The organism is Dysosmobacter acutus (assembly GCF_018919205.1).
In the GTDB taxonomy this organism is placed as follows: Bacteria; Bacillota; Clostridia; order Oscillospirales; family Oscillospiraceae; genus Oscillibacter; species Oscillibacter acutus.
In genome coordinates this window covers 1,912,731-1,931,499 of the sequence record NZ_JAHLQN010000001.1, presented here as the reverse complement: position 1 = coordinate 1,931,499, position 18,769 = coordinate 1,912,731, and the positions used below count along the sequence as shown (strand labels likewise).

Sequence of the window (18,769 nt, the reverse complement as noted above, 5' to 3'; positions counted from 1 at the left end):
TTCTCCCTTATCTGATTTCAACGCAGTCCTGTAGTCCTTTTCGGTCGGTTATGCGACAGGGGAAAGGGAAAAGTGTCCGGCCACAAGGGCAAGGAACTGGGCATTACGGGGCTTGGCCGGCAGCGGCGCTCCAAAGAGCTCCGTCAAAATCGGCGTTTTCTGGCTCCATATGATGGCAATCGCGGACCGGATGTTCCGTTCCACCGCCTGCCACGTCGTTCCGTAATGCCTGGCCACCTCCGGGTACAGCCACTTTGTCACAAGCGCCAGCCGCTGCGGATTCTCCACCGACAGATAGATCGCGTAGGATATCCGAAAAAAACCGGTGTAGTTCGCTGTCAGCCCCATCCGGTACAGCAGATCATATATTTCCGAAAGCAGCTTCTCCCCATCACGCCACGTCTCCACGCTCCCCCTCCTCCTGCAAAAGCTTCCTGAATGCGCGCAGCAGAGACAGCACCCTTTCCTCCGGTATCGTTATCAGAAAAAAGATCACCGAGAGTGCGGAGAAGCTGTACTTGCCATGCTCCTGGTCGATGTACGAGCGGGGTGAGATATGCAGAAGCTCCGCCATGCGCTCCTGGCTGTATCCCATCTCCTTGCGGAAGGCATAGATCGAGTTGCGGAGAAATACCTGAAGCAGTGTTTTGTATTGACGCATCAGCAAAACCTCCCCAATTCGACAGAATATAGGAAAATTTTACCTAATGCCGGGTCACGCCGCTATGAGGTACACCTCAGTCAACAGTCAAATACGTAAACTTTATTCCCCCGCAATACACTGCCAAGGGCCATTTGCTTTTCAAACGCTCTGCCTGAACCGCGCCCGCTCACTTTCTTACAATACTTCTTCATGTTCTTTTCATCCTTTGACATACTACCCCTCTTTTCTTATCCCGCGGTTTCGTTCCTCCGTTTTCAAACAGCGCTCTATCGACATATCCTCTCCCTGCTGCTTGACGGTCAATAGGCGCCCCGTCCCTCTGCGGCCCGGCTCACCATCTCTTCCTCACCTTCCGCATCAAGCAGCCACGCCACGTCCACTTTCAGTATTTCCGCCAGAGTGCGCAGCTCGTAATCCGCTATGATCCGGTCCCCCATCTCCATCCGGCTGATGGTATCCCGCTCAAGGCTGACTCCACGGATCTGAAGCTGTGCCGCCAGCTCCGTCTGCGACAGCTTCAGCGCTCTTCTTGCCTTCCGGACGCGGGACCCCGAGACGTTTTTCATCCCGTGATACGTAAAAATCTTCATGTTTCCTCATCCTTTCTGTGGGAATGTCCTGCATTTTTTTGACATTAACACAGAAAAAACACGAAATTGCGCGAATGCTCTGCAAATACTAAAATATTTATTTATAACAGAGGAAAAATACATCAACTATTCTTTTTGTCGCTCTCCAAAAGAAACTCACAGCAAATGAAAAAGCCCCTGAAAAGACATTGGTCTCTTCAGGGGCCTGCTTCTTTTTCAAAAAAGTGAAAATGATCCGAAAAAACAAAAAGCCGCTCAAAGCCTTGCGGCTCTAAGCGGTTTTTTGGTACGCCGTGAGGGATTCGAACCCCCGGCCTTCTGGTCCGTAGCCAGACGCTCTATCCAGCTGAGCTAACGGCGCTTGTCCTCACAGACAGCTTAATTATATTACCACATGCTTTTTGAATATGCAAGAGTTTTTTCATGGTTTTTTCAATTTTCTTGCTCTCCCGCAGCCACAGAGCCGAGGCCCGCCTGATCGGCGGATTCTATGCGCTTTTCACACCCGGAAAAGCAAAGTATTGTAAACCCATCCCTTTTATGATAAGATACGACTATATTTACACAGAAAGCGGTGGGTCAATGGAAAGCAACACATTTAAAAGTGTGATGTTCGGCGGGTTTGACCGTCAGGATGTTATCAGCTATATTGAAAAGACCTCTCAGGAAGCCACAGCCGCCATGGAAGCCCTGCAGCAGGAAAACGAAGCCCTGCGGACCGAACAGGCTGCCGCACAGTCTCAGCTGGAGACGCTGCGCCAGGAGGCGGAGAGCTGCCGCATGGAGTGCGGCCGCCTGAAAGAAGAGCTTGAAGCGCAGACCGCGGCTAAGGACGCCCTGACGCAGGAGCTGGACGCTCTGAAGCCGGAGCGGGACGCCCTTCTTGCCCAAGTGCAGGAGTTGAAGCCCCAGGCGGAGTCCTATCAGAAGGCAAAGGAACACATCGGCAACATTGAATGCGAGGCCCGCAAGCGTGCCGACGAGCTGGAGGCCGCCACAAATGAACGGCTCAACCGGCTGCTGCAGCAGTGCAAGCAGCAGTACTGGGCGCTCACCACCACCTTTGAAACCGCCTCCGCCCATGTCACCGGAGAGATGCGCAAGATTGAGGTCAGCATCTCTCAGCTGCCTGTCTCTTTCGACAAGTTGGGCGCGGATTTGAAGGCCCTGGAGGAGACGCTGAACGGCTGAAGACTTTTTGGAATCAGGATTGAAAAAGCGGCGGGAGATTCCCGCCGCTTTGATTGTTTTCACTTACTTCCAGTAGCCGTAGCGCTTGCGGCAGCGGATCAGATAAAATAGAGACAGCAGCAGCGACAAAAGCTCCGCCACCGGAGTGGCAAACCAGACTCCCTCCACGCCAAAGAGGGAGGAAAGCCCCAAAAGCGATGCGCTTAAAAATACAAACGTACGCAAAAAGGACAATATTGCCGAGGTTCTCCCGTCGCCAAAGGCGGTGAACAGGGCGGACGAAAAGACGTTATAGCCTTTGAACAGATAGCTCAGCGCGTAAATCCCCAGGCCAGATACCGCCAGCTCATAAACCGGCGTCCCCTGATGGGTAAAAATCCCCGCCAAATGTTTTGCAAACAGGATTGTGCCGGAGGTCATCACCGCCCCAACCGCAAAAGAAAAATACGTGCTCATCCGGAAGAGGCGCTTCAGCTTCTCTTCCTCGCCGCTGCCGTAATTATAGGAGAACAGCGGCGCCACGCCAAGGGAATACCCCAGGGCAATGGCAATGAGCACAAAGTCCAGATACAGCAAAATGGAGACCGCCGCCACGCCGTCCTGCCCCATCATCCGCATCATAATCACGTTGAACAAAAATGTGGTGACGCTGGTGGAAAGATTGTTGACCATCTCCGAGGAGCCGTTGACCATGGTATGGATCAGAAGGCGGAAATCCGCCTTGGGTTTGGCAAAATAGAGCGTGCCCTTCCGGTTGCAGGCAAAGTACACCAAGCCGTACACGGTGGGAAGGGAGTAGCCGATGCCTGTTGCAATGGCGGCTCCGGCGACCCCCATATGGAATCTGGCGATGAAGAGATAGTCCAGCGCCACATTGGCAAGCCCGCCTAACACAGTGGTCGCAAGGCCGATGCAGGGCTTGCCGCAGGCCACATAGAGGGTTTGAAACTGGAGCTGCAGAATATTGGCCCCAAAGAAAAAGACCAGCGGAAAGGCGTAGTCCCGGCAGTCCTGGAAAATCTCGTCATTGGCGCCCAGCGCCCGGATGATCTCCTCCAAAAAGAAAAAGCACAGCAGTGTCACCGCCACGCCAAGAAGGATCGTGACCAGAAGGACAAAGGTCAGATCCTGCCGCGCCTCCTCCTCTTTCCCCTCCCCCAACTTCCTCGAAACGACAGCCGTCAGCCCGGTTCCGAACATGGTGCCCAGGCCGATGGTGACGCTCAAAAGCGGATAGACGATGTTCACCGCTGAGAAGGCGTTGGTTCCCACCAGGCGGGAGACAAAGGTGCCGTCCACCACCGTATAGAGAGACATCACCACCATGGTCAGGATGGAGGGAAGGGTGAATTTTAAAATGGAGGGGATCGTAATCTCCCGCCCCAGCTCATTGTTCATGTGAATCTTTGCTCCATTCAATCCCCGAAATGGTACGCAGAATCTCCTCAAACAGCGTCAGCTGTTCTTCCGCGTACTGACTTTTCAATGCCAACTCAATCCGGTCGAACACCCTGTCATAGTTGGAAAAAAGCGCCTCCATCCGTGGGCTCAGCCTGATGTAATATACCCTGCGGTCCCTTTCGCTCCGGGTTTTTGCAATGGCCTCTGTCCGCACCAGCTCATTGATCTTCAACGTGACGGCCGGTTTTGTCACCCCCAGCGTATCCGCAATCTTGCTCACCGTGCATTCCTCTGTCATCCAGATCACGTTGAGATACAGGAGGCTGTTGTAGGAAAGACCGTTAAAAAAGTCCGCTCCGTTCATCATCCGCAGCTCATAAAGAGCCATATGATAGTAGAACTCATCCACGCTCCTGGCTAAATTGGTCATATTCCCCACTCCCGCTTCATCAATACTTTAGCAAATTTAATTAAGTAAGCTTAACTAAGCTATCACGTCATGCTTCATTTGTCAATAAAATTTTCACACGTCGGCATCCTGTCCAATCGAACGGCAGAAAAAATCCGGCAGCGCAGGCTGCCGGATCGATGTATCACTTTGCCTCTTCCCGGGGGCCTGGCTGGAAGACCTGCCCCAGCGATCGCATGGTGAGCTGTCCGGCGGAGAGCTCGGTCAGCCGGTTCTGGAAATGCTCGGCCATGCCATCTGGAAATGCGCCGCGGATCAGGATTTCCGCTCCGTATTCCGCATCCACAAGATGGCCGCACGCTCCCTCCACCTCTATCTTCACCTGTTCAAATAGCGGATAGGTGCAGGGAATCTCCCACTGGGTCCAACGGCTCATCCGGCAGACTCCGGCCGCATTCAGCGCGTCCTTCGCCCCTTTGGCATAGGCCCGGGTCAGCCCTCCGGCGCCAAGCAGCACGCCTCCGAAATAGCGGGTCACCACGCAGCACGCATTGCAGACCCCCTCACGCTGAAACACGTTCAGCATGGGCTGCCCGGCCGTGCCCTGAGGCTCTCCGTCGTCGCTGTAGCGCAGCACGTTTTGATCCCGCAGCAGGTAGCACCAGCAGTTGTGGCGGGCGTCGTAATGGCGCTTTTTCGTCTCTTCAATCCTGGCGCGGGCCTCTTCCTCGGATTCCACCCTCCAGACCCTGCCGATAAAGCGGGAACGCTTTTCCACGAATTCACTCTCCGCCGTCTCAAAGGGCACCAGATAAGATTCCACGTTCCCACTCCTCCTTTGTCAGCGCATAGTGCAGGCACAGCCGCTTCTCATGCAGCAGCTTCACATCGGCCTGGGCGCAGTAGCGGTAGCGAAAGCCGCACTTTTCGATCACCCGCCGGGACTTGAGATTCCCCTGGTAGTGACAGCACCAGATGGTCTGAAGTCCCATTTCTGTAAAGCCATACTCCATCACAGCCCGGACCGCCTCCGGGATCAGCCCTCGTCCCCAATACTCCGGGTGCAGGGCATAACCGATCTCGTCGTCCGGCTCTGTCAATACGCCGTAATGGGTGTCCGTGAAGCCGACGGAGCCGATGAGCCGCCCCGTCTCCTTCAGTTCCACGGCGGCCACCCCGGGCGCGGCAAACACCGTGCGGATAATCTCCAGGCTCTCCGCCTCATCCCTGTGGGGCGGCCAGCCGGCCGCCGGTCCCACACGGGGGTCCTTTGCATAATCATATACATCCGCGGCGTCTGCGTCCCGGAAGGGACGCAGGATCACTCTTGCGGTTTCGATTCGATCCATTGATTCACCTGCCCCAGCGTTTTCGGCGTGCAGACCGCCGTCACATCGATGGTGTCGCTGTAGTCCACCTGTTCCACTTTTGCCTCCCGGTACAGCGCGTCCAGGAGCCCGCCCTTGTCATAGGGCAGGTGCAGCGTCACCCGCCGGCTGCCCTTGTCCAGGCGCTTGCCGATCATGGCCAGCAGATCGTCGATCCCCTGCCCTGTTTTGGCGGAGACGGAGACGATGTCCTCACCGTGGGGCAGAATATCTCCTCCCACCAGGTCGGATTTGTTGAACACATTGATTCTTGGCAGCTGGTCCGCCCCCAATTCGTGGATGAGGGCCTCCACCACCTGGGTCTGCTGCTGCCACTCAGGGCTGGACACGTCGATGACATGGAGCAGCAAATCCGCATACTCCAGCTCCTCCAGCGTGGCCTTAAAGGCCTCCACCAACTGGTGGGGCAGCTTGCGGATGAACCCCACGGTGTCGGAGACCACCACGTCCAGCGTATCGCTGACGCTCAGCAGGCGGCTGGTGGTGTCCAGCGTGTCAAAGAGCCGGTTGTTGGCCGGAATGGCGGCGCCGGTCAGCTGGTTGAGCAGCGTGGACTTTCCGGCGTTGGTATAGCCCACGATGGCCACCACGGGAATCTCGTTTTTCCTCCTCCGGTCCCGCTGGGTCCCCCGGACGCGGCGCACTTCCTCCAGGTCCTCCCTCAGCTTGGCGATCTTGCGGTGGATGTGCCGGCGGTCGGTCTCCAGCTGGGTTTCACCCGGGCCGCGGGAGCCGATGGGCCCTTTGCCGCTGGTGCCGGCCTGGCGCTCCAGGTGTGTCCACATGCCCACCAGCCGGGGCAGCAGGTACTGATACTGGGCCAGCTCCACCTGAAGACGGCCCTCCTTTGTCTTGGCTCGCTGGGCAAAAATATCCAGAATCAAGCCGCAGCGGTCCAGCACCTGAACGCCAAGAAGCCCTGTGAGCACCCGCATTTGAGAGGGGGACAGGTCGTTGTCAAAAATCACCATGGTGGCGTTGGTGTTCTCCACATAGAGCTGGACCTCCGCCACCTTCCCCTCACCGATGAAGGTGCGGGGATCAGGCTTGTCCCGGTTTTGGAGGAGGATGGCTGTCACCTCGCCGCCGGCGGTCTCCACCAGGGCGGACAGCTCCTCCATACTGGAATCGTCGGCGGTCTCCTCCCGCCCAAGGACCGGTGAGTTCAACCCCACCAGCACCACCAAATCCCGTTTATCTTGTGTTTGTTCCATGCATACTCCTTTGATTTCAAAGTCTGGAGCGCTCAGCGCCGGTACGCCTCCACCACCTGGCCCACATAGAGGCGGTGCCATCCCTCGCCCTGGTAAAATCCATTAATCCGCTCATCAAGGACGCAGGAGGGATCCAGGTCCTGGGCATACAGCTTCCTGCACACCAGCACCAGCTCCGCCTCGTCAAAAAACGGCGCGTCACCCGCTCCATAGCGCAGGCTCAGACCGCACTCTTTTATCTTGTCCGTATCCCGGCCGCTTTTTGAACCGCAGTAGCCCATCATTTTTTTATGGCTCATATCGAATATGGAGACGGTGAAATACTCCCGCCGCTCCATAAATTCATACGTATAACGCTCCGGACGGACATAGACCGTGCAGGCGGGCAGGTTCCAAAGCCGCCCCAGTCCGCACCAGCCGATGGTCATGGTGTTGCACCCGTCCTTTCCGCCGGCGCTCAGCAGCGCGTTCTGCGTGCCGAATACCTCCAATACCTTTGGGGAAACCTCATTCAGCTCTACTTTGTGCAACGACATACTTCCACTCCCTTTTGAGAAAGATTCCGCCGTTTGAGCGGACCACAGCAACTATTATATGCGCAAAAGCAGAAAAAGTAAAACCCGTATCCATAGCGGATACGGGTTTTGTGATCACTTGTCCAGGCCGAACTTCTTGTTGAACTTGGCGACGCGTCCGCCGGTGTCCACCAGCTTCTGCTTACCAGTAAAGAAGGGGTGACACTTAGAGCAGACTTCTACCTTGATATCCTTCTTAGTAGAACCTGTCTCAATCACATTACCGCAGGCGCATGTAATCGTAGTCTGCTGATAATTGGGATGGATTCCTTCCTTCATTGCTCTCGTTCACCTCTTTCATAGTCAGTATCTTTCCATAAAGGCGTTTCTCAGTATAACACCGAACAATTTGAATTGCAAGCTTTTTTCATTTTTTTATATACTATAGCAGTGTGGATATCCTTTGCTAACCCCAACAGCACCAATCAAAACACTACTTCAGCCTCCGTTTTACCCAAAAATATCGTTGTAAGGATTTTAAGAATGGTATTGGAGGTTGTGAAATACTGACCTAAATCTTTTTTCATCATAGAAAAGGCCCCTTTCTTTTATTTCTAAAAGAAAGGGGCCTTTTCTGTCGTAAATTTACTTATTTATGTGTATTTTTTACTTCAAAGGGAATTCCAAATCCACTCTCAAATCAGAAGTACCCCAAGACAATTCTTTAGAAGGTACATAGGTAATGCTTATACTATTGAAATCATAATCCTCTACAAGATAACCTGACTCATGAATTGCATTCCATGCAGACTGTATATCCTCGTCTGCTGTATTTGCATTCATAGCCTTAATAGTATCTCTGAAAATGGCATACAGCTTTGTATCTTCATTCTCAATAGAAGAACTCATAGAAACAGAAAGAAGATCATTAGCATTGATAATTTCCAAACTCAAATCATCAATGTAAACCAATGCTTTTGTTCTGATATTACCCTTCTCAATTTCTTCTACAGGAATTACCACTTCTGCAATAGCATTGTAGTCAGTAAAGAACTTATCTACAACTTCATCTGATTCAAAATAAAGAGGTCCAGTGTCAGAAACTACTTCCCCTTGCTGATTATCATCAACATTTGGAGTTTCCTCAATAATCACATCATTAGATACATTGGGTTTTTCTGCATTAGTTGGAGTATCTGTATTACCATCACAAGCAGAAAGTATAAGACACAATGACAAAAGCAAGTGAAACTTCTTCATAAAATCTCCTCCTATAGACCAATAATATCACAACAATCAAAATATTAAAAGTAAGAGAACAAAATTATCTACAGTTGTCCTTTTGAATTCAACGATCATCTTAAATATCAAAGCCTAATTTATCATTTATGCCCAACCAAAAACAACGAAATTTCCCTGTATTTTTGGAGATAAAAAGAGGACTCCTTCCCGTCATATTGGAAAGGAGTCCGATATCCTATTAATCTATAGTATATAACTTTTTTTACGCACAATCTAACCCCGCAGAGGTATCCGGCCGAAAATACCGGACCAAGGAACGGCCGCAGGAGTATGCCCGATCGTTCCGGCGCTACAGCTCCACTTCCCTTCCGGCCGGAAGAAAATAGAGGAGTTTTCCGCCCACCGGCTGCTCCAAAACCCGCTCCAGCGCCTCGCTGTAGGCCTCCAGTTGGGGCCGGTACTGCTCCGACCGCTCCGCAAGCCTTTCGCCAAAGACGTGGTCCGTTTTGAAATCCACCACATACAGCTTCCCCTGCTCCTCAAAGCAGCAGTCCACCACGCCCTGAAGCAGAATCCGGTCGTCGGAACGGGCTTTCGGCTCGTACCGGCGGGCATCCACCAGGAGGGTAAAGCGGTACTCCCGCAGCACCCGTGGGGAAGAGCGGATCCGCTGGGCAAGAGGCGTGTCCAAAAACCGCTTCAGGTCCTCCGCGTCCATCTCCGCCGCCTGTTCGCCGGTGAGCAGGCGGCGCCGGACCAGGCGCTCCACCTGACCCGCCACGTCTCTATCCTGAAAGTTCAGATATTGCAGCACCAGGTGGGTTGCGGTTCCCCGCTGGGCGGCGGTCATCTCCCCGGCCATAAATTTGGGCCGCGTCAGGGGACGGATGCGGGGCGGGATGGCCGCGTGCTCGGATATCTCGCTGTCCGCCTCCCTCCCCTTGAGCTGGGTGGCGGTGAGCTTGGCCGGCAGCGTCACCTCCCTGAGATAGGGGTACTCAAATTCCAAAAGCGCCGGGTCAAAATCCGGCTCCCTTCTCTCCTCCCGGGAGATCGGCGGGGCCGGCTCAGAGCCTTCCCGGTACTCCTCTCCCCGTTCAAGGAAGACCTCCCAGGGAGCGCCGCCTCCCGCAAACAGGGGTATTTCGGCGCCGCAGCGCAGCGCCTGGGCCTCCGGGCGGCACAGCAGCGGCAGCAGCAGCCAGTCCCCCATGCACTCGCAGGATTCCACCGCCTCGGGTCTTGCCGGACAGGAGCAGAGAGGCGCAAGGGAGGATACGTGTTTTTCCGCGCCGTAGCGGCTGTACACCAGGATCAGCTTCTCCCTGGCCCGGGTCATGGCCACGTAGAGAATCCGCATCTCCTCCGACTTGCTCTCCCTCCGCAGCACCGATTCCAGCGCCTGACGGGCAATGGTTGGATATTTGATCCTCCGCTCCAGATCCACCCGGACCGGGCCAAGACCAAGCCGGGGATGGACCAGCACGGGCGTCTGGTAATCCATCCTGCTGAAGGGGCGGGAGAGGTCCGCCAGCAGGACGATGGGAAACTCCAGGCCCTTGGACTTGTGAATGCTCATCAGCTGGATGCCGCCGGAGCCGGTTTTCCCGTGGGTCTCCGGTTCCTTTCCAGCCTCCAGAAGCCGGCGCAGCTGGGTCACAAAGGCAAATACGCCCCGATAGCCGGAGGACTCAAAGCGGCGGGCATGTTCAAAGAGGACGATCAGGTTCTCCTTCCGCTCCTCCCCGCCCTCCATGGCGCCGAAAATACCCAGGGCGTTGTACTGATTGTAGATGTGCCAGAGGAGCCGGTGGATGCTCATGTCCTGAGCCGCGCGGCGCAGCTGATCAAGCTCCCTCAGGAAGGCAGCGCAGTCCTCTCCCCCGTCAGCGCGGAGGGCGTCGTAAAAATCCCCCTGGGGTGTGCCGGCGCGGACCTGGGCCAGCCGGTCCGGCGTAAAGCCGACAAGCGGTGAGCGCAGCACGGAGATAAGCGGTACATCCTGGCGGGGATTGTCCACGATCTGAAGGAGATTGTAGATCACGGCCACCTCCATGGTGGCAAAAAAGTCGCCTGTCGTGTCAGCGCTGCATGGAATTCCAAGCTCTTCCAGGGCGCGGCCAAGCTCAAAGGCCCGGCCGGCCGGCGAGCGCATCAGCACCACGATATCCTCCATGCGGCAGGGGCGCAGGGCCTCTCCATCCTGAACCGGGAAGCGCTCCTCCAAAAGTCGGTGAATCCGCCGGGCAATCACCCGGGCCTCCGCCGTCACCCGTTTGAAAGGCCGCTCGGCTCCCCGGTTCATGGCCACATCCACCAGATGGAACTCCACGGCGCAGTCCGTCCTTGGCAGATAGTACTCTGCGCCGAAATAGAGCGACTCCTCCGCCCCGTAGGCCATCTCCCCCATCCGCGGGGACATGATATTCTCAAAAATGAAGTTGGAGCCGTCTAACACCTCACCTCGGGAGCGGAAGTTCCGGGACAGGAGGATTTTACGCTCCTGCCCCTCCTCCGCCTGATCCGCCGGAAGGTAGGACTGATAGTTTCGCAGGAAGATCGTGGGGTCCGCCAGCCGGAAGCGGTAAATGCTCTGCTTCACGTCGCCCACGGTAAAGAGGTTTTTCCCCGACTTCGATACGGCGGCAAAGATGCAGTTCTGCACCTCGTTTGTATCCTGGTACTCATCCACCATGATCTCCCGGTAGCGGGCCGCCACCTGCTCCCCCAACTCCGTGGGGCCGCCTTCCGGCTTCACCAAAAGTTTTAGGGCCAGGTGTTCCTGGTCTGAAAAGTCCGTGGCATTGATGCGCAGCTTCTCCTGCTGATAGGCCTTGGAAAAGGCCGATGTCAGCCGGAGAAGCGCCGACATGGCCGGCGACACGGCCCGCAGGTCCTCCATGGCCTCCCTGTCGCTGATGCGGAGCACCTTGACCGCTTTGGTCATCTCCTTTTTACAGGTATCCCAGAGGATTTTCGCCTGATCCTTTAAAGCGCCGCCCTCGGCGGCCTTCACACTGCCAAGCCGCGGAAACTCCAGGGGTGCGGCCGCAGCCTCCGCCCATGAGCGCTCCGCCGCCCGGGCAAGGTTCCCCAGGGCGGCGGCGGTCACGGAGAAGCCGGGACCATAGCCCTTCTCCACCGCCGGAGCCTCGCCCATCCTCTCCGCCATGTCTGTCAGCATCTGCTGCCAGTAGGCGGCCTTTCCGGCCACGCCGGAGAGAAGCTCTCCGGCGTATGGTGTGGCGCCGATGTCCTCGCCCGGATTTTTCCAAAAGGATTCCTGCTCCTGAAGCCAGGCTTCCGGATAGGCGTGGCTCTGGAGCTTGGCGTACAGCGTGGCCACCAGCTCCTCCAGGCTGTGGTCGTCCCGCCCGGCGCCCAGGGTGTCTGCCAGCAGTTCTCCGGCTTCGTCCAGACCGCTGTAGAACTGCTCCAGCACCTGGCTCAGCACCCGCTGGCGAATCAGGGCCGCCTCATTTTCATCCAACACCCGAAAATCCGGCGTCAAACAGCGCTTTTGCCCCTCCTCGGCAAGAAGATGGACGTTTTCCCGCAGCAGCGCCGTGCAGAAGGCGTCCACCGTCTTGATGTCCGCCTGGTAGACCCGCAGCATCTGCCGCTGGAGATGGGTCTGCTCCGGGTACTCCGCCAGGCGGCGGTTCAGCTCCTCCGCGATTTTTCCCCGCAGCTCCGCCGCCGCGGCCCGGGTGTAGGTGATTATCAGGAAATCATCCACATTGCAGTGCTCGTCCGTAACATAGCGGAAGAGCCGTTCCACCAGCACCTTGGTCTTGCCGGACCCGGCGGCGGCGGACACCAGCAGCGCACCGCCCCGGTTTTCCACCGCCGCCGCCTGATCCGCGGTCAGCCGGATATCAGCCATTGGTGTCACCTCCTCCCACCTGTCTCCAGAACTCCGTGGGGTCCACCGGACGGAGATAGGTCAAATGATCGCTTCCCCGACCGTCCTCAAAGTGGCAGGCCGAGGCATACTCGCAGAACTGGCAGTAGGCATCCTCTTCACTGTGACAGCAGGGGTCCGCGTCGATCATCCCGTCCCGCAGCTCCCGGGCAATCTGATGCAGCAGCTTTTCCACGTAGGTTCCAAGCTTTCCGATCTCCTCCGCCGAGGCCAACGCTCCGGGAATCGCCTCCTTCACACCTCCGTCCCGGCCCACGGCAATGGGCAGGTAGTGGGGCGACGTCAGCGCGTCGTGCTCCATGGCGGTGAGCACCTCCGGCGCGTTTAAGATCATCCCCTGCCGCCTAAGCTCCCGGCGGATGTCCTCCGCCAACTTTTCCTTGGAAATATCCCGGTCCCGGTTCAAAAGCACGTCCCTGGCGGGCAGGTACAGCACGCCGGCCGGTTCAATGGGCCGCCCGAAATAGGTTGCCCCTTCCTTTTGCAGCGTAAAGAGGTAGAGCAGCATCTGGATGCCGATGCCGTGGCGGATCTCCGAGAGATCAAAGCTCTTTTTTCCGGTTTTATAGTCCACCACCCGCAGATAGAGCCTGCCGTCATGGAGCCAGCCGTCCACCCGGTCCACCTTTCCCGAAAGGCACAGCTCCGTGTCCGCCTCTGAGATGGCGATGACCGGCAGGTCCCCATGGGACGAAAAATCCAGTTCAAATGCCAGAGGCACAAAATCCGACTGGCGCAACTCCTCCGCCACGTTTTCCACCACTGAGATCACCGTTCGCTTCAGGCGGCGGAAGAGATAGCGGAACCGGGCGCTGCGGTCCTGAAAGTTGGCGTACTCCCGGGCGGCGTATTCATCGATGCAGCGGGAGATCATGGCCCGGAGGTGCTGGTTGGAGACTTTTCCAAAGCCGCCTTTCCCGGCGGCCTCCCGCGTGACATGCTCAAGAACATCGTGGAGGAAGGTCCCGATCTCCGGCGCGTCAAACTCCGCGGCGGAGCGCTCCTTCGCCTTCAGCCCATATTGCATGAAGTAGGCAAAGTGGCAGGAACGGAGCTTGTCCATTCGGGAGGCGGACATGTTCATCCGGGCGCCGTAGAGCGTTTGAACCACCTGGGCGGAAAGGCGTCCCCTGCGGTAGCCGGAGGCCTGCTCCATGGCGCGCAGCTGCGGCCGGCCGTCAAAGTAGCGCCAAAGGGCGCTGCCCCGGTTCTGACCAGCCGCCTCCATGGCCGGAATGGGAGCTGTTAAGCGGTAATCCTTTTCAGCCCCCTCTTTTTCTGTCATGACAGCGGGAAACAGCGTCCGAATCCGGCCGATCACAAAGGAGGGCCTCAGCTGGGCGCCGGAAACGTCGGCGATGGGGTAGCTGACAAAGAGACGCTCCGTGGGCTGGGCCAGGGCGGCGTAGAGGTTTTGCAGCTCAACGGAGAACTGCTCCATGCCAGAGGGCGCAAGCCGGATGCCACGGATAGCCAGCTCCTCCCGGTCCTCCTCATTGAGAAGGCCCCCGCCGCTGTCCACCGCGGGCAGCACGTGGTCGTTGGCTCCAAGCAAAAAGAGCACGCCTACGGCGTGGCGGTCGTTCCGCGAGATTTCGCTGACCGTCACCTGATCCAGGGAAACCGGAATGGTCCCCACGCTGTACTGGGTCAGCACCAGCCGCATCAGCTTGGAAAACTCCTCCGTATCCATGGTCTCAGCGCCCAATATCTCCACAAACTGATCCAGCACCGCCATCAGGATTTCCCACAGCTGGCTGTACTCCTCCGCCAGCTGTAGCTGCCCGCTCTCCTGCAATTGGGCGATGCGCTGCTCAATGGCGTTCCGGAGGCCAATCCGCTCCAGATAACTATAAAGTGCTTTCACTTTACTATCCGCATGTTCCGAATGATTCATCGCCTGATAGAGGTCAAAGAGCGGCGCACGCACCAAAGCGCGGATACGGTTGATCTCCCGGAGCCGTGATTGCTGGGGCTCGTCCCAGCGGCCGCCATAGCCCTCCGGATTGGCCGACCAATCCTCCTCCCGGAGCCACATGGTACCGCAGATGTCCCATTTGATGACGTAATTTTCCAGCAGGTCGCACTCTGCAAGAGAGATGCCAGCCATGCCGGTTTTCAGGAAGCGGAACATGTCCTCATAGGCAAAGTTTCCGGACAGTGCGTCCAGGACGCCCACCACCAGCGTCAGCACCGGCTTTTGCAATATGTCGCTGCGGCGGTTTTGAAAAGTGGGAATCTCATAGCGCTCAAAGACGTTTTCGATCACCGCCTCATACTCATCCATGTTCCGGGCCGCTACGGTGATGTCCCGGAACCGGAAGAGGCCTCCGGCCACCAGGCGGCGGATCTGGGCGGCGGTCTGCTCCACCTCGGAGAAGACGTTGTCCGCCTCCAGCAGCCGGATCGGCGCGTCTTCTCCCCAGGGGACTATCTTTCCGAAAAAGTGACGCTCCAGATGATCCAGTGCCGTGGCCTCCCTGCCATCCAGCCACAGGAGCTCAGTTTCCACTCCGGCGTCTTTGGCCATGCGAATCAGGCTGTCCCTGGTCCGGAGGCTCTCTGTGAAAATGCCCGACGGGTCCTCGCGGTCCCCAAGCAGCGTTACGGTCACGGTGCGGGCCTGACGCAGCATCACGCCAAGGGCACGCTCCTCCTGGCCGTTGAAATAGGTAAAGCCGTCGATGAAAATGTCCTTGCCCGCCAGATATCCGGACTCCGCCAGCGCATCGTTCATGCGGGTCATCCGGTCCCGGGCGTCCAGGCCAGGGCGGTGGAGCTTCGCGTCGTAGGCAGCGTAGATCAGAGACAGGTCCCGCAGCTTCTCCCCCGGCGCGCCGGGAATCTCCCCGGCCTGTTCGGCCAATTGGGAAGGCGTCACCGCATAGCTGTAGAACTCGTCCGCCAGGGCCTGAAGGCTTTCAAGAAAGGCCAGGCGCTGGGAGGGGCGGCGGTAGATCCGCAAAACGGGCGCTGTCTCCGTCAGTGCCTTTTCCATGGTCAACAGCTTGCCGCCCTGATCCAGCACCACGTCGGCAAGGCCGCCTGTCAAAGATAGCACCCGGGAGGCCAGCAGCCGGAAGCTGAGCACTTCGGCGTGGCGGCTGGCTGTATCCCCACAGCAGCGGCACAGGTCCATTTCCGCCTGGTGAGAGGCGTGCTCCGGCACCAGGAGAATCTGGCGGCTTTCATCCCCCAGGGCGGTGATCTCCTGCAGCACCCGCTCCGACTTTCCGCTTCTTGCCCTGCCGATCCAGATACGAAGCATCCTGCATTCCTCCTCTTTTCCGCAGCGGCGGACGGCGCGTTTTGGAACTATTGTACCATACTGTCACCGCCTTTGCAAAGGCTGTCGAATTGTGGTAAACTTGGGCCATCGGTTTAAGAGAGGAGACTGTCATGCATATCCCACAGACTGCCACAGAAAACTTAAAGCTTTTGACCTTCCAGCAGGCGCTGGAGCTCTCCGGACAGCCGCAGCAGGACTACGACATCGCCAAGTGGCTCTATGTGCCGCCCCGTTATGAGGAATATCGATACCTGTTGGGCACCAGAGGGGAGCGCCCGCTGATCTGCGTGGGCATCAATCCTTCCACCGCCGCCCCGGACCGCCTGGACAACACCCTCAAATCTGTGGAGCGGGTGGCAAAGTTCAACGGCTACGACAGCTTTCTGATGTTCAACGTCTATGCCCAGCGGGCCACCAATCCCAACGACATGGAGCGCAGCTGCAACGCCTCCTTGCATCGGGAGAACTGGAACGCCTTTCGCTATGCCCTTTCCTGCTCCTCCGCCCCCGCCGTGTGGGCGGCCTGGGGCGCCATTGTGGAAAAACGGGGCTACCTCTGCGACTGTCTGCGGGATTTGACAGCGTTGGGCAGGACCTGCGGCGCCCGCTGGTTCAGCGCGGGCCCCATCCTAAAAAGCGGGCATCCCCACCATCCGCTGTACCTCAAAAAAGACAGCCTACTGCGGCCCTTTGATATGGATGCCTATCTTGCCCGGCTGAAAGAGGCCTGATGGATTCAGACAAACCGCAGCAAACAACAAAAAGGAGACGGATACCGTCTCCTTTTTGATATTATTTATCCGACCTGCACGCCGATGAGCTCCATCTCCTGGTCAAACGCCGCGCTGATGGTCACCCGGCCCTCTTCAAACTCGCAGATCACCATCACCAGGGCATACTCCTCGCCGGAGTCCTCATCCGTGCGCCCCATGGCCTCGGAAGCCGCGATCTCCTTCCAGGCCCCGGCGCTTTCCGGGACCAGAGCCGCCACATCCTCCGAACTCAGCGCCTGCGCCACATCCTCGCGCAGGAGGTCGTAGACCGCGTCGCTTTCCCCGGTTCCCAAAAGCTCCGCCACCTGCTCTCCGGCCTCCGTCACTTCCCTTTTATCCATTCCATCCGGAAGGGCCTGCCCGCAGCCGCTCAATGTCAGCACCAACAGGCAGAGCACAGCCGCCAGTTTTCTCTTTTTCATTGTTCTCTCCCTCTGTTTCTTCCCGCCCGCGCTCTTATCTCAGGAGAACATGCCCTTCAGGGACTGCCACAGCTCCACCGATTTGAACTTCAGCACATAGCCGCTGTCCGCCTCCGTAATGAGGCCCACGTCCTCCTCGTTCAGTCCGGACGCCATGGCGGTCTGGGCCACGTCGGAGGTGCTGGCCGTGCAGAGAGGCGGAAACACCACGCACCACCAGTTGCGGCCCTGGCCCTCCCCGATCACCACCCGCAGCGCCAAATATTCCCCGGCCGGCAGGGTGAAGCCGTCGTACTCCTTGGTGGGAAAATCCGTCTCCTCCAAAGAGGCGGTCACATCATACTGGTACCCCTCCTTGGCGATCTCTTCCGCCGCGGCGCTCCGGAGCTCCGGGAGCGCCGCGCTGAGCCGCCGGGCAGCGTCATTGCGGTCGGAGGAGGCCTTCAAAATTTCCGTTGCACGGTCGATGATCTGATCCCGCACTTTCAGCTTCAGCTTCTGATCCGCTTCCTCATCGGAATTTGCAATCACGTGCAGCCGGACCACCTTGTCTGCCAGCTGCTGCTGTTCCTGTATGGAGAACATTCCCCAAACCAACGTAAAAAACAATCCGATGGCCAAAGCGCATTCCAGAATTTTTACTTTTTTCATGAGATTCCGTCCTTTTCCTATGTAGGATTGATTTGTACTGGGAGTGTGGACGGAATTTTTGCATTTTATACCAATTGCTACAGGATTTTTTCCAAGTAGGTCTCCGGGTAGTCTTTTGCCAAGGCCTCGTAGGCGCCCTTTGCCCGGGTCTCGTCGTCAAAAAGGGCGAACACAGTGGGGCCCGAACCGGTCATACCCGCGTTCAGCGCGCCGGCGCCCAAGAACCGGTCCCGAATCTCGAACACCTCTCCATATTCCTGGGGCAGCACCTCCTCGAAGACGTTGCCAAGCTTTCCGGCAGCCATCCGCAGGTCCCCTAAGGCAATGGCCTTCACCAATCCCCGGGTGTCGGGATGGGCTTTCAGCTTGCTGAGCGTCACACGGCCAAAGAGCTCCGGCGTGGAGATGCCAAATTCCGGCTTGCACAGCACCACCGGGCAGCGGGGCATCCGGGCCAGGCTGGTCATCTGTTCTCCCCGGCCCTCCGCCAGCACCGTGCCGCCCCGCACGCAAAAGGGCACGTCGCTGCCCACCTTCAGCGCGATCCGCTCCAGTTCCTCCCGGGGCAGGCCGGGCCGGTACAATCCCCGCAGGGCCTTGAGCACCACCGCCGCGTCGGCGCTGCCGCCGGCCATCCCGGCGCTGACCGGAATCCGCTTTTGGAGTTCCATCTCCAGCCCGTCGCAGGGCGTGTCTGTCTCTTCAAAAAAGAGCCGTGCTGCCCTCCAGGCCAGGTTTTCCTCACCGCATGGCACCAGCGCGCCGCCGCAGGATAAGGTGATGCGGCCGCCCCCGCAGTGGGGATGGAGGATCAGCGTATCGTGGAGGGTGATGGTCTGCATCACCATGCGCATATCGTGATACCCATCCTTCCGCTTGCGGAGGATGTCCAGGGAGAGATTAATCTTTGCGGGAGCGGAATATGTCATTGTTCTCATATGTTTCCCCTATCTTGGTTTTCGGTTCGTCCGGCGGGCGGCGGCAGGCCGGATCGGCGCATACCCTTATCCAGCCGTGATTCCGCAGGCACGAAACATCGCTGCGGCCATTATACCACGATGTCCGGCCAATGAAAAGAAGGGGCCGCGGATTTTC

General features: G+C 57.6%; 19 protein-coding genes and 1 tRNA gene. 2 read left to right on the top strand and 18 right to left on the bottom strand.

Annotated features, from left to right (window positions below):
• Window positions 1–48: 48 nt before the first annotated feature.
• The 5 genes from KQI82_RS09340 to KQI82_RS09325 form a co-directional block, all read right to left on the bottom strand.
• Window positions 49–408, bottom strand: coding sequence for a sporulation initiation factor Spo0A C-terminal domain-containing protein (locus tag KQI82_RS09340; protein WP_338148971.1), 360 nt, complete (start codon window positions 406–408; stop codon window positions 49–51).
• On the bottom strand, window positions 392–661 hold the full coding sequence (locus tag KQI82_RS09335; RefSeq protein WP_216632355.1) for a helix-turn-helix transcriptional regulator: 270 nt from the start codon (window positions 659–661) through the stop codon (window positions 392–394). Before KQI82_RS09335 ends, KQI82_RS09340 begins: the two co-directional genes overlap by 17 nt.
• An 80-nt stretch (window positions 662–741) precedes the next feature.
• A complete protein-coding gene (locus tag KQI82_RS15775) occupies window positions 742–876 on the bottom strand; it encodes a hypothetical protein (RefSeq protein WP_277602912.1) in 135 nt (44 codons plus the stop codon).
• A gap of 87 nt (window positions 877–963) precedes the next feature.
• Complete coding sequence (locus KQI82_RS09330) at window positions 964–1,254, bottom strand: helix-turn-helix domain-containing protein (RefSeq protein WP_216632354.1); 291 nt, start codon at window positions 1,252–1,254, stop codon at window positions 964–966.
• 284 nt (window positions 1,255–1,538) lie between these two features.
• Window positions 1,539–1,615, bottom strand: a tRNA-Arg gene (locus KQI82_RS09325).
• A gap of 221 nt (window positions 1,616–1,836) precedes the next feature.
• Here KQI82_RS09325 and KQI82_RS09320 point away from each other — a divergent pair.
• Window positions 1,837–2,445 carry a hypothetical protein gene (locus KQI82_RS09320; protein ID WP_216632502.1) on the top strand — a complete coding sequence of 203 codons (609 nt, stop codon included), beginning with the start codon at window positions 1,837–1,839 and terminating at the stop codon, window positions 2,443–2,445.
• Window positions 2,446–2,508: 63 nt separating this feature from the next.
• On the opposite strand, the gene KQI82_RS09315 is transcribed toward KQI82_RS09320, so the two are convergent.
• The 10 genes from KQI82_RS09315 to KQI82_RS09270 all read right to left on the bottom strand — a co-directional run bounded on the left by KQI82_RS09315 (window position 2,509) and on the right by KQI82_RS09270 (window position 15,807).
• Entirely contained in the window at window positions 2,509–3,843 is a 1,335-nt protein-coding gene (locus KQI82_RS09315; protein ID WP_216632501.1) for an MATE family efflux transporter, read from the bottom strand.
• The gene (locus tag KQI82_RS09310; RefSeq protein ID WP_216632500.1) at window positions 3,833–4,276 is read right to left on the bottom strand and encodes a MarR family transcriptional regulator; all 444 of its coding nucleotides are present in this window, start codon (window positions 4,274–4,276) and stop codon (window positions 3,833–3,835) included. The genes KQI82_RS09315 and KQI82_RS09310 overlap by 11 nt, the downstream gene beginning before the upstream one ends.
• Window positions 4,277–4,439: 163 nt before the next feature.
• Window positions 4,440–5,078 (bottom strand): YigZ family protein, encoded by a 639-nt coding sequence (locus KQI82_RS09305; protein ID WP_216632499.1) that lies wholly within the window; start codon window positions 5,076–5,078, stop codon window positions 4,440–4,442.
• The gene (locus KQI82_RS09300) at window positions 5,053–5,604 is read right to left on the bottom strand and encodes a GNAT family N-acetyltransferase (RefSeq protein ID WP_216632498.1); all 552 of its coding nucleotides are present in this window, start codon (window positions 5,602–5,604) and stop codon (window positions 5,053–5,055) included. The genes KQI82_RS09305 and KQI82_RS09300 overlap by 26 nt, the downstream gene beginning before the upstream one ends.
• Window positions 5,577–6,857, bottom strand: coding sequence for a GTPase HflX (hflX, locus tag KQI82_RS09295; RefSeq protein ID WP_216632497.1), 1,281 nt, complete (start codon window positions 6,855–6,857; stop codon window positions 5,577–5,579). The genes KQI82_RS09300 and hflX overlap by 28 nt, the downstream gene beginning before the upstream one ends.
• Window positions 6,858–6,889: 32 nt before the next feature.
• A complete protein-coding gene (locus tag KQI82_RS09290; RefSeq protein WP_216632496.1) occupies window positions 6,890–7,393 on the bottom strand; it encodes a flavin reductase family protein in 504 nt (167 codons plus the stop codon).
• 114 nt (window positions 7,394–7,507) lie between these two features.
• Window positions 7,508–7,711: a 50S ribosomal protein L31 gene (gene rpmE, locus KQI82_RS09285; protein WP_021748737.1), complete on the bottom strand. Its 204-nt coding sequence runs from the start codon at window positions 7,709–7,711 to the stop codon at window positions 7,508–7,510.
• Window positions 7,712–8,038: 327 nt separating this feature from the next.
• A complete protein-coding gene (locus KQI82_RS09280; RefSeq protein WP_216632495.1) occupies window positions 8,039–8,632 on the bottom strand; it encodes a hypothetical protein in 594 nt (197 codons plus the stop codon).
• Between the two features lie 331 nt (window positions 8,633–8,963).
• A complete protein-coding gene (gene addA, locus KQI82_RS09275; RefSeq protein WP_216632494.1) occupies window positions 8,964–12,500 on the bottom strand; it encodes a helicase-exonuclease AddAB subunit AddA in 3,537 nt (1,178 codons plus the stop codon).
• Window positions 12,493–15,807 carry a PD-(D/E)XK nuclease family protein gene (locus tag KQI82_RS09270; RefSeq protein ID WP_216632493.1) on the bottom strand — a complete coding sequence of 1,105 codons (3,315 nt, stop codon included), beginning with the start codon at window positions 15,805–15,807 and terminating at the stop codon, window positions 12,493–12,495. Before KQI82_RS09270 ends, addA begins: the two co-directional genes overlap by 8 nt.
• Before the next feature lie 131 nt (window positions 15,808–15,938).
• On the opposite strand from KQI82_RS09270, the gene KQI82_RS09265 reads away from it, so the two are divergent.
• A complete protein-coding gene (locus KQI82_RS09265; RefSeq protein ID WP_216632492.1) occupies window positions 15,939–16,559 on the top strand; it encodes a DUF1643 domain-containing protein in 621 nt (206 codons plus the stop codon).
• A 65-nt stretch (window positions 16,560–16,624) separates the two neighbouring features.
• Here the strand turns inward: KQI82_RS09265 and KQI82_RS09260 are convergent, their stop codons facing one another.
• The 3 genes from KQI82_RS09260 to ispE form a co-directional block, all read right to left on the bottom strand.
• Window positions 16,625–17,023, bottom strand: coding sequence for a DUF3887 domain-containing protein (locus KQI82_RS09260; protein WP_216632491.1), 399 nt, complete (start codon window positions 17,021–17,023; stop codon window positions 16,625–16,627).
• Window positions 17,024–17,062: 39 nt separating this feature from the next.
• Window positions 17,063–17,674: a stage II sporulation protein R gene (spoIIR, locus tag KQI82_RS09255; protein ID WP_216632490.1), complete on the bottom strand. Its 612-nt coding sequence runs from the start codon at window positions 17,672–17,674 to the stop codon at window positions 17,063–17,065.
• A 77-nt stretch (window positions 17,675–17,751) separates the two neighbouring features.
• The gene (gene ispE, locus KQI82_RS09250) at window positions 17,752–18,612 is read right to left on the bottom strand and encodes a 4-(cytidine 5'-diphospho)-2-C-methyl-D-erythritol kinase (protein ID WP_216632489.1); all 861 of its coding nucleotides are present in this window, start codon (window positions 18,610–18,612) and stop codon (window positions 17,752–17,754) included.
• Window positions 18,613–18,769: the final 157 nt, after the last annotated feature.

Bases quoted from the DNA above. Each gene is read 5' to 3' on its own strand.
- KQI82_RS09310 (WP_216632500.1), bottom strand. From the start codon at position 4,276: ATGACCAATTTAGCCAGGAGCGTGGATGAGTTCTACTATCATATGGCT.
- addA (WP_216632494.1), bottom strand. From the start codon at position 12,500: ATGGCTGATATCCGGCTGACCGCGGATCAGGCGGCGGCGGTGGAAAAC.
- ispE (WP_216632489.1), bottom strand. From the start codon at position 18,612: ATGAGAACAATGACATATTCCGCTCCCGCAAAGATTAATCTCTCCCTG.
- spoIIR (WP_216632490.1), bottom strand. From the start codon at position 17,674: ATGAAAAAAGTAAAAATTCTGGAATGCGCTTTGGCCATCGGATTGTTT.
- KQI82_RS09315 (WP_216632501.1), bottom strand. From the start codon at position 3,843: ATGAACAATGAGCTGGGGCGGGAGATTACGATCCCCTCCATTTTAAAA.
- KQI82_RS09260 (WP_216632491.1), bottom strand. From the start codon at position 17,023: ATGAAAAAGAGAAAACTGGCGGCTGTGCTCTGCCTGTTGGTGCTGACA.
- hflX (WP_216632497.1), bottom strand. From the start codon at position 6,857: ATGGAACAAACACAAGATAAACGGGATTTGGTGGTGCTGGTGGGGTTG.
- KQI82_RS09320 (WP_216632502.1), top strand. From the start codon at position 1,837: ATGGAAAGCAACACATTTAAAAGTGTGATGTTCGGCGGGTTTGACCGT.
- KQI82_RS09280 (WP_216632495.1), bottom strand. From the start codon at position 8,632: ATGAAGAAGTTTCACTTGCTTTTGTCATTGTGTCTTATACTTTCTGCT.
- rpmE (WP_021748737.1), bottom strand. From the start codon at position 7,711: ATGAAGGAAGGAATCCATCCCAATTATCAGCAGACTACGATTACATGC.
- KQI82_RS09265 (WP_216632492.1), top strand. From the start codon at position 15,939: ATGCATATCCCACAGACTGCCACAGAAAACTTAAAGCTTTTGACCTTC.
- KQI82_RS09290 (WP_216632496.1), bottom strand. From the start codon at position 7,393: ATGTCGTTGCACAAAGTAGAGCTGAATGAGGTTTCCCCAAAGGTATTG.
- KQI82_RS09330 (WP_216632354.1), bottom strand. From the start codon at position 1,254: ATGAAGATTTTTACGTATCACGGGATGAAAAACGTCTCGGGGTCCCGC.
- KQI82_RS09270 (WP_216632493.1), bottom strand. From the start codon at position 15,807: ATGCTTCGTATCTGGATCGGCAGGGCAAGAAGCGGAAAGTCGGAGCGG.
- KQI82_RS09300 (WP_216632498.1), bottom strand. From the start codon at position 5,604: ATGGATCGAATCGAAACCGCAAGAGTGATCCTGCGTCCCTTCCGGGAC.
- KQI82_RS09335 (WP_216632355.1), bottom strand. From the start codon at position 661: ATGCGTCAATACAAAACACTGCTTCAGGTATTTCTCCGCAACTCGATC.
- KQI82_RS15775 (WP_277602912.1), bottom strand. From the start codon at position 876: ATGTCAAAGGATGAAAAGAACATGAAGAAGTATTGTAAGAAAGTGAGC.